At 67.3% G+C, this 9,181-nt stretch carries 10 protein-coding genes; 8 read left to right on the top strand and 2 right to left on the bottom strand.

Annotation, left to right across the window (positions count from 1 at the left end):
- Window positions 1-10 precede the first annotated feature (10 nt).
- Window positions 11-769, bottom strand: coding sequence for a polyprenyl diphosphate synthase (gene uppS, locus ACFWIW_RS24125; RefSeq protein ID WP_378370490.1), 759 nt, complete (start codon window positions 767-769; stop codon window positions 11-13).
- Window positions 770-1,032: 263 nt separating this feature from the next.
- On the opposite strand from uppS, the gene ACFWIW_RS24130 reads away from it, so the two are divergent.
- The 3 genes from ACFWIW_RS24130 to dusB all read left to right on the top strand — a co-directional run bounded on the left by ACFWIW_RS24130 (window position 1,033) and on the right by dusB (window position 3,286).
- Window positions 1,033-1,326, top strand: a complete 294-nt coding sequence (locus tag ACFWIW_RS24130) for a hypothetical protein (protein ID WP_378370491.1) — start codon at window positions 1,033-1,035, stop codon at window positions 1,324-1,326.
- Window positions 1,327-1,509: 183 nt separating this feature from the next.
- Window positions 1,510-2,103, top strand: a complete 594-nt coding sequence (locus ACFWIW_RS24135; protein ID WP_378370492.1) for a hypothetical protein — start codon at window positions 1,510-1,512, stop codon at window positions 2,101-2,103.
- A gap of 37 nt (window positions 2,104-2,140) precedes the next feature.
- Complete coding sequence (gene dusB / locus ACFWIW_RS24140; protein ID WP_378370493.1) at window positions 2,141-3,286, top strand: tRNA dihydrouridine synthase DusB; 1,146 nt, start codon at window positions 2,141-2,143, stop codon at window positions 3,284-3,286.
- A 46-nt stretch (window positions 3,287-3,332) separates the two neighbouring features.
- Here dusB and ACFWIW_RS24145 read toward each other — a convergent pair whose 3' ends face one another.
- Complete coding sequence (locus ACFWIW_RS24145; RefSeq protein ID WP_378370494.1) at window positions 3,333-3,503, bottom strand: hypothetical protein; 171 nt, start codon at window positions 3,501-3,503, stop codon at window positions 3,333-3,335.
- Window positions 3,504-3,692: 189 nt separating this feature from the next.
- Here ACFWIW_RS24145 and ACFWIW_RS24150 point away from each other — a divergent pair, with 189 nt between their 5' ends.
- The 5 genes from ACFWIW_RS24150 to phoU all read left to right on the top strand — a co-directional run bounded on the left by ACFWIW_RS24150 (window position 3,693) and on the right by phoU (window position 8,937).
- Complete coding sequence (locus ACFWIW_RS24150) at window positions 3,693-4,526, top strand: alpha/beta fold hydrolase (RefSeq protein ID WP_378370495.1); 834 nt, start codon at window positions 3,693-3,695, stop codon at window positions 4,524-4,526.
- 58 nt (window positions 4,527-4,584) lie between these two features.
- Window positions 4,585-5,196 carry an isopentenyl-diphosphate Delta-isomerase gene (idi, locus tag ACFWIW_RS24155; RefSeq protein WP_378370496.1) on the top strand — a complete coding sequence of 204 codons (612 nt, stop codon included), beginning with the start codon at window positions 4,585-4,587 and terminating at the stop codon, window positions 5,194-5,196.
- Window positions 5,197-5,261: 65 nt separating this feature from the next.
- Window positions 5,262-5,990, top strand: coding sequence for a GGDEF domain-containing protein (locus ACFWIW_RS24160; RefSeq protein WP_378370497.1), 729 nt, complete (start codon window positions 5,262-5,264; stop codon window positions 5,988-5,990).
- 809 nt (window positions 5,991-6,799) lie between these two features.
- Entirely contained in the window at window positions 6,800-8,194 is a 1,395-nt protein-coding gene (locus ACFWIW_RS24165) for an LCP family protein (protein WP_378370503.1), read from the top strand.
- 80 nt (window positions 8,195-8,274) lie between these two features.
- On the top strand, window positions 8,275-8,937 hold the full coding sequence (gene phoU, locus ACFWIW_RS24170; protein ID WP_016337999.1) for a phosphate signaling complex protein PhoU: 663 nt from the start codon (window positions 8,275-8,277) through the stop codon (window positions 8,935-8,937).
- Window positions 8,938-9,181 lie beyond the last annotated feature (244 nt).

Consider the following 9,181-nt stretch of genomic DNA (forward strand, 5'->3'; position numbering starts at 1 on the left):
ACCTGCAAGATCATCGCGATCTGGCCCACACCCGGAGTGCCCGCAGCAGGTCGATGTACCGGAAGCCCGGCCAGTTGACGTCGCAGAAGTGCAGCCGGGAATCCTTGGCCTGCCAAAGCAGGAATCCGGACAGCCGGACCTCACCGCTGGTCCGGATGATCAGGTCCGGATCGGGACTGCCGACCGTGTACAGATGCGAGGCGAGGGCGTCCACGGAGACGGACTCCGCGATCTCCACGAGGGTCTTGCCCTCAGCCGCCCCTTCGAGCACGAGATCGCGGACGGCGTCGACGATCTCCTCGCGGCTTCCGTACCCGATCGCGAGGGTCAGCTCGGGCCCCGTCGCACCCCGAGTGTCCTCTTCGGCCTGTTTCAGCACCTCGGCCGTCGACGACGGCAACATGTCGAGACGTCCCACAGGCGCGACGCGCCAGTTCGCGCCCGGCGCGATGAGCCGCTCGCGGACGACGTCCTCGATCACCTGCATCAAGAAGGCCATCTCCGGCGAAGCGCGCTTCGTCAGGTTGTCGACCGAAGCGAGGTACACCGTCACGTGCCCGATGCCGAGGCCTTCGCACCACGACATCAACCGGGCGATGTGCTGCGCCCCGTGACGATGCCCCTCGCGGACGTCCTCGAAGCCCATCGCGCGGGCCCAGCGACGGTTGCCGTCGATGATCACGCCGACGTGGCGGGGCAACGGACCTTGACGGAGGCGGGCGCGGAGCCGGCGTGCGTAGAGGTCGTCGAGTCTGGTCCGGACGCTCATGAAGGCGAAGCTACCGAAATCCGGTGATGCGCAGCGGCAACGAGGCGTCGTTCTTCATCCGATCTCGGGAGATCTCTAGCCTGCGATCGACGCTTGCGAGAGGTCGTCATGAAGATCGCTGTCGCCGCCAAACGGCAACGCGCGGCGTCGATCCGGAAACGGGAGGGTGCCGGCTTGGTGGTGCCCCTACCGAACTTGGCGGGGTGTTCGCCGTCGACATCTTCAGCAATGCGGGGCGTCCTCGGGAAAGGATGGTGGAGGAAGTGAAGACCTACCACGCCGAAGTCACTCGCGATGGCAGGTCCTGGCTCATCCGCGTCCGCGAGATCGACCGCTCGACCCAGGCTCTCCGGTACAAGGACGTCGTGACGATGGCCAACGAGCTCATCGAAATCATGGACGGCGTCAAGGACGACGAGTACGACCTGTATCTCGAAGTGCACCTGCCGATTTCGGTGAAGGACCGCCAAGCCCGCGCCGAAGTCCTGCGCGAAGAGGCCCAGCGCAAACTCGGCATGTCCTTCCAGCGAGCCAGCCAGCTGGCGAAGTCGTCCTGAACCGCCAAGACCTCCTCCGACCGCATCGGCAAGCAAAAACGCCGGCCGAGGCAACGGACAACACCCGCGCATCGGGCGACCTCCGCGCAGCACATGCGACCGACACGATGTCGGGTTCGTGAAAGAACCCACATCATCTCCCTCTAAAGTGTTACCCCGGTCTCAACAGGGGAGGGGAACGGGATGAGCGAGGACGAGGAATCCGGAAAGAAGTCCGGCTGGGGCGAACTCGGCCACAAGTGGATCACGGCGATCGCCGCACTGGTCACGGCCCTAGCCGGCGCCGGCTTCTTCATCGGCCGCGAGAGTGCGCCGAAAACCGAAGCGGCGCCGCCTGCGACCGCCGCATCGGCAACCGTCACGGTCACCCAGGTCATGACTGGACAGGTTCCGGTAACCGCGAATCAGTCGGCTCCTACCTCTCCGGCGAGCAGCGAGCCAGGGGTTTACTTTTCGTCTGATGAATTCGAGTGGGGGCGGTTCAACCTCGATTTCAAAACTCCGAGGTACCTCGCGGACAAGTACATCTACCCACTCGGCAACGGCTTCACAACCCAAGGTGAGGCGGCCAGGCTCGCCGAATGGCAAACCGACTCTCTGCCCAGCAAGGACGAGTGCACGTCCGCTGTTGCCGAACGTGGCCAGAGTTTTACCGGCTCCCTGGTCAGCTCAAGTCATGTCTGCGGAAAGACGGCAGAAGGACGAGTCTTTCGGATCGACGTGATCGCTGTCGGTAACGGCACGATTCGCAGCAAGGTCATTGTGTGGGACAAGTGACCGGCCCACCTGCGCGTGACAGACACCACAGGCGACAATGGAGGACGTGACAGCCACCCTGAGCAAGCCCAGCCTGAAGATCGGCCCCTACGAGGTCGATCCGCCGGTCGTGCTCGCTCCCATGGCGGGCATCACGAACGTCGCGTTCCGGCAGCTGTGCCAGGAGTACGGCGCCGGCATCTACGTCTGCGAGATGATCACCGCCCGCGCGGTCGTCGAGCGCCACCCCGGCACCATGCACATGATGACCTTCGGCGAGAACGAAAAGCCCAGGTCCATGCAGCTTTACGGGGTCGACCCGAAGACCATGGCCGAGGCCGTCCGCATCATCACCGGCGAGGGGCTCGCCGACCATATCGACAGCAACTTCGGCTGCCCGGTGGCGAAGGTGACGCGCAAGGGCGGCGGCGCGGCGTTGCCGTTCAAGCGCAAGCTGTTCGCCGACATCGTGCGCGAGTCGGCGAAGGCCGCGGCCGAGGCGGGGGTGCCGTTCACGGTCAAGTTCCGGGTGGGCATCGACGACGACCACCTGACGTACCTCGACGCCGGGCGGATCGCCGAGGCGGAGGGCGCGGCGGCGGTCAGCCTGCACGCGCGCACCGCCGCGCAGCGCTATTCCGGCCAGGCCGACTGGACGAAGATCGCGGCGCTCAAGGAAGCCGTCACCAGCATCCCGGTGCTCGGCAACGGTGACATCTTCTCCGCCGAGGACGCGCTGCGCATGGTCGACGAGACCGGTTGCGACGGCGTCGTCGTCGGCCGCGGCTGCCTGGGCAGGCCGTGGCTGTTCGGCGAGCTGGAGGCCGCCTTCGCCGGCCGCCCGCAGCCGACGCCGCCGAATCTCGGCGAGGTCGCGAAGGTGCTGCGCCGCCACACGGAACTGCTCGTCGAACACGACGGTCACGACAAGGCCATGCGCGACATCCGCAAGCACATGGCTTGGTACTTCATGGGTTTCCCGGTCGGTTCCGAGCTGCGGCGCGGCTTCGCGATGCTGTCCAGCATGGACCAGCTCGACGACCTGATCGCCAGGCTCGACCACGACGCGCCGTTCCCCACCGCGGCCACCGGTCCGCGCGGGCGGCAGGGTTCGCCGGGCAAGGTCACGCTGCCGCACGGCTGGCTCGACGACCCGGACGACGACTGCGTCCCCGAAGCCGAGGACATGCACTCGGGCGGCTGAACCGAAAAACGCTCCCGCCGGGCGGCGGGAGCGTTTCGTTCACGACTCAGGTTCCCCTGGTCTTGTAGGCGAACTTCCACTGGCCGTGGTCGACCTCGAAACACCGCATGGTGATCGTGTAATACCGGGCCATGTTGCTCTGCTCGATGAGACACGCCTCGTAGGTCGGGTACGGCCCGAGATGGCAACCCGGGTTGCCGTCGCAGACCCCGAGCACCGAAACCGGTGCCTCCCGCGCGACCGCGACATTCGCCGCGGTGACACCGATTCCACCCGCGAGCGGTGTGACACCCCAGTTTCCCCAGTGCGGCCGAAGATCGGCAGCGCGCTCATTAGACGATCAACGAACACTCGTCGTCAATCCCTTGCCGCTTGCCGGAAACCGGAGACCCGTAAAGTCGGCGTCGTGATCGAGCAGCTGAGCATCCCCACCGCGGCCGGTTCCTTCGACGCCATCGCGGCCGGCCCCGAAGACGGCCGCCCAGTCCTGCTGTTGCACGGGTTTCCCGAGGCCGCGGTGGAGTGGGAGCACCAGGTCGCGACGCTCGGCGTGCTCGGTTATCGCGCGGTGGCCCCGGATCAGCGCGGCTACTCGCCGGACGTCCGGCCGGAACAGGCCTCCGACTACGGGATCGACGATCTCGTCGGTGACGTCATCGCGATCGCGGATCGCTTGGGGTGGAACGAATTCGATCTCGTCGGGCACGACTGGGGCGGCGCCGTCGCGTGGTGGACGGCCGATGCGCATCCCGGCAGGCTCCGCAGTCTCGCCGTGATTTCGACGCCGCATCCGGCGGCGCTGGCGGAGGCCATGAAGACCGACGAGGACCAGCATCTCCGTTCGGCCTACATGACCGAATGGCGGCAGACCCGCGTCACCGAACGCCGGATGCTCGAGAACAACGCCGACGCGCTGCGCCGCATGTTCGACTGGAAAGTGCCGCCGAGCAAGGTCGACGAGTACGTCCAGCGCCTGTCCGAGCCGGGCGCGCTGACCGCCGCGCTCAACTGGTACCGCGCCGGACGTCCCGGCGGGAAGATCGGGCCGATCGAGGTTCCGACGCTCTACATCTGGAGCACCGAGGACGCCGCCTTCGGTTCGACGGCCGCGCTCGACACCGCGAACCGGGTCACCGGGCCGTACCGCTTCGAGATGATCGAGGACGTCTCTCACTGGGTCGTGGAGGAAGCTCCCGAAGCCGTCACATCTTTGCTCGTGGAGCACCTTTCGTCCCACTAACAGGGGTAACTCTGGTCGCGGTACCGGTTACAGCGAGCCTGCTGGTTCAGTGGGTCCGATGAACAACATGACCGAAGTGGACACAGAGCGCATCGTCTACGTCACCGAGGACGGCGAGCCGACCGGCGAGACCGCGCCCAAACTGGCCGCGCACCACGAGCACACCCGGCTGCACCTGGCGTTCTCCTGCTATCTGTTGCGCAGCAGCGACCAGTCCCTGCTGATCACCAGCCGCGCCGCCACCAAGAAGGTGTGGCCCCGGGTCTGGACCAACAGCGTCTGCGGGCACCCCGCACCGGGTGAACCGATCGAGGAGGCCGTCCGGCGCCGCGCCGCCTTCGAGCTCGGGCTGCCCCGGCTGAACGGGCTCCGCTGCGTCCTTCCGGCCTACCGTTACTCCACGCCGCCGTTCGAAGGCGTGGTCGAGAACGAGTTCTGCCCGGTTTTCGTCGCCTGGGTGGACGACGATCCGGAACCGCATCCCGACGAGGTCGGCGACTGGCGCTGGCTGAGCTGGAATGATTACGCACTGTTGCTGAATGACGATGTGACTGACGTGAGTTACTGGGCGAAGGATCAGTTTTCCCAGCTCAAGGACACCGAGCCATTTTCCTCCTTACGGAACGGCACTTCGGTGCGTGACAATGGCGCCGAACCGTCGTCCTCTTGAGCGATATTCACTTTGGCCCGTACTCATACCTCAAGAGATCCCTCCTATACGACGAAAACCAATTCGTGGCGGAGGTGAGCGTGGCAGCCGACGACGAGGCCGCGCTCCCACCGGGCGCGCCGACCACCGATCTGCTCAGCCTCCACGAGTCGATCGCCGGGGTATTGGCCACCCAGGGCGACTGGCGACGCGCGTACCACCACCTCAAATCCGCCTTCGACCTCGCCAGGGCCGGCAACCTGCGGGACACGCTGACGTCCAGCTACAACCGCCGCTACCTCGACCAGTGGCTGCACGGCCCGGCCGTCGACCACCGCGGCCCGCCCGGCGTCGCGATCGCGCTGGTCGACCTCGACCTGTTCAAGGACGTCAACGACACGTTCGGGCATCTGGTCGGCGACCGCGTGCTCCGCGAGGTGGCCGACCTGCTGCAACAGGGACTTCCGCCGGAGGCGTTCTGCGCCCGCTACGGCGGTGAGGAGTTCGCGCTGGTCATCCCGGACGTCGACGCCGCCCGCGCGGTGCGCATCGCCGACACCGCCCGCATCCGGGTCGCCCGCCATCCGTGGCGCCGGATCCGCCCCGGTCTCTCGGTGACGATCAGCGTGGGACTCGCGCACGAAAGCCGCGCGGAGCCGGATCTCGCGGCCGAACCGGAACGACAGTTGCGCAGCGCCGACGCTTTGTTGTATATGGCGAAACGGGCGGGCCGAAACAAAGTGGCCTATCGGGATAAGGAATCTTCACGGACGATTCCGCATCCGATGAACGCCGCGGAGTCCGCGGGCGCGTAGCCCCACTCGGCGGGCACTCACACAGTCAACCGTCGCACTCTGCGTAGTGGTTTCGCACCTTTTAACGCAGCTTTAACCACGACCGCTCACCCGATCGCATGGACCGTTCGGCGCTTCTCGGTACCTTGGGTGAAGAAAATTCCGGGATGGTTGTCGTCACGAACCTGAGGTGTCCGTACGATAACGAAAGAGCTTCGACGCCAGGCCTGAAAGGAGACCGAGTGCCCGACGAGCACCACACCCCGGGGACCGGTCGCCACAGCAACACCGACGGCAGTGCCGGTGAGCGCGGCCGCAGGGCTCGACGACGCTCGATGGACACCCACGGCGGGATCAGCGTTTCCGACGTCGTCGCACGTCATACGGGTGAACGCCCGATCTTCGACCCTTCCGCCGAGGCGCCCGCTCCGCGCCGTCTCCGGCAGGGCGAGGAGCCTCCGAGACCCGGAGCGCGAGCCGCTCGGACGGAGCCTCCGGCACCTCGCCGCCCTCGGCAGGCCGCCCCCGTCGAAAGCCCGGCACCGGCGCCCCGCGCGGCCAAACCCGCCGCGCCGCGCGCCCAGATGCCGCCGCGGAACCCGCAGGCCGACGAGACCCCGCGCCCGCCTCGCGCGCGCCAGCCGCGCCGCACTCCGCAGGCCGCGCCCAGCCCCGAGGCGCCGACTCAGCGCCGTCCGCCGGTGGTGAGCCCCGGCGCTCAGCAGCAGCCCGCGGTACCGCCGCCCCCGCGTCGTCCCCGCCGTCCGGCGCAACGGCCGGTGCAGCAGGCGCCGGTCCCGCAGTCGCCGGGTGTCCCGCCGCGGTCCGAGATGGACCGGCTCACCATGACCGACGAGCTCGAAGCGATCGACGACGCGACGATCACCAAGCGCAAGATCGACCACACGCTCGCCCGGTTCTCCGCCGCGCACGACGAACTTGAGGCCGAAGAGGCCAAGAAGCGCGAGCGCCGCGAACGGTTCGCCGCCCGCCCCGCCGCCCTGCTGGAGCAGACCCGCACGGCGCTGCAACGGGTGGTCACGACCACCGATCCCGAGCCTGCCGAGGAATCCGCGTCGCAGACCCGGCTGCAGGAGAAGAAGGAACGCAAGACCAGGCAGACGGCCAAGGCGGGCCGGATCACCGCCGCCGTGGTCGCCGCGCTCGTGTTCCTCTCCATCGGCTCGGCGTGGGGCGCCCAGACCTGGTTCGACGCGAAGTTCAACACCGTCGCCTCGCTCGACGAGGACTCGGCCGACATCCAGGACGCCGCCGGCCAGACCGGCGACGAGAACTTCCTGATGGTCGGCTCCGACAGCCGTGACGGCGCGGCCGCCGAAGACGGTGTCGGCGACGCCGACGGCACCCCGGGCGCCCGCTCGGACACGGTCATGATCGCGCACGTCCCCGCCGACAGGCAGCGCGTCGTCATGGTGTCCTTCCCGCGCGACCTCGAGATCAGCCGTCCCGAATGCAAGCGCTGGGATCCGGCGACGTCGTCGTACTCGGAGGAGACCTCGCCGGCGCAGAAGATCGCGAAGCTGAACACCGCCTACGCGGTCGGCGGCCCGCAGTGCGTCACGAAGGTCATCCAGCAGATCACCGGCATGAAGATGAACCACTTCGTCGGGATCGACTTCAACGGCTTCAAATCGATGGTCGACGCGGTGCAAGGCGTCACCGTGTACAACGAGAAGCCGGTCGACGACACCACGCTCGGCATGATCATCCCGCAGGCGGGCGAGACGCGGATCTCCGGCGACCAGGCGCTGAACTACGTCCGGGCACGGCACGTCAAGGGCGACCCGACGTCGGACTACGGCCGGATCAAACGGCAGCAGGCCTTCCTCGGCGCGCTGCTGAAGACGGTGATGTCGAAGGACGTCATCCTGGACACCGGCAAGCTCAGCGGCTTCATCGACGCGTTCGCCAAGGCCACCTTCGGCGAGAACCTCGGCATCAACCAGATGATGACGCTGGCGAAGTCGATGCGTGGGATGGGCTCGGACAAGGTCAAGTTCCTCACCGTGCCCACCACCGAAGAGGCGAACAAACGCGGCAACGAGGTGTTGCTGCAGAGCAAGGCGAAGGCCGTCTTCGACGCGTTGATCAACAACACCCCGCTGGAAGAGAAGGCCCCGGCGCCTCCCGCGAGCGATACGGCGTCGGCCCCGACCAGCTCGGCCAAGTCCGGCGGAGCCAAGAAGAGCAGCAGCTCAGGCTGAGGATCATTCGTTAGTCCGGGTTCATGTCAGGTTCACTCTGGGATGCGGCTTTTGGCCCTTGTTCCCCGTAGGGTTGGGCCATGCGTGAGGCTTACCATGTCGAACTCGAACAGCTCGCCGAGAACCTAGCGAGCATGTCCCTCCAGGTCGCCGACGCGATGGAGCGGGCGACCCGGGCGTTGCTCGAGGTCGATCTCGGGCTCGCCGAGCAGGTCATCAGCGACGACGCGAAGGTCGACGACGCGCGCGCCGAATGCGAGGAGCAGGCGTACGCGCTGCTGGCCCTGCAGGCACCCGTCGCGACCGACCTCCGGACCGTGCTCGCCGCGATCCACGCGGCGGAAAGCCTGGAGCGGATGGGCGATCTGGCGCTGCACGTGGCCAAGGCCGCGCGCCGCCGTCACCCGGACCCCGTACTGCCCGAAGAGGTGAAGGCGGACTTCGCCAAGATGGGCGAGGTCGGCGTGAGCCTGGCCCGTCAGGTCGAGCAGGTCATCAAGTCCAAGGACGTCGAGGCCGCCCGCACGATCGAGTCGGACGACGACGAGGTCGACGAGATCCACAAGCACCTGTTCACGGTCATCATGGACCGGAACTGGGACCACGGCGTCGCCGCGGCCGTGGACGTCACCCTGCTGGGCCGCTTCTACGAGCGCTTCGCCGACCACGCCGTGTCGGTCGCGCGCCGGATGATCTTCGTGGTGACCGGCAAGATGCCCGGCTACGGACCCGACGAGCTGTAAGGGGACTTTCCCCGCGAAGGGGCCCTTCACCGCATCCAGTGCGGTGAAGGGCCCCTTCGCTACGTTGGGCGCCGGTCGGCCTCGCTCGGACACGTCTGTCGTCCGCTCCCTCACGGGTGTCGTCCGCTCCGTCACGGGTGTCGTCCGTCCAGTCACGCGAGTCGGCCACTCAGTCACGCGCGGTGCCCAGCCACCCAGTGTTGGGGGTGGGGGGGGGGTGGTCGGTGTCTGGTAGTGTGAGGAG

Origin of the sequence: Amycolatopsis sp. NPDC058340 (genome assembly GCF_042723975.1) — a bacterium.
Classification (GTDB): Bacteria; Actinomycetota; Actinomycetes; order Mycobacteriales; family Pseudonocardiaceae; genus Amycolatopsis.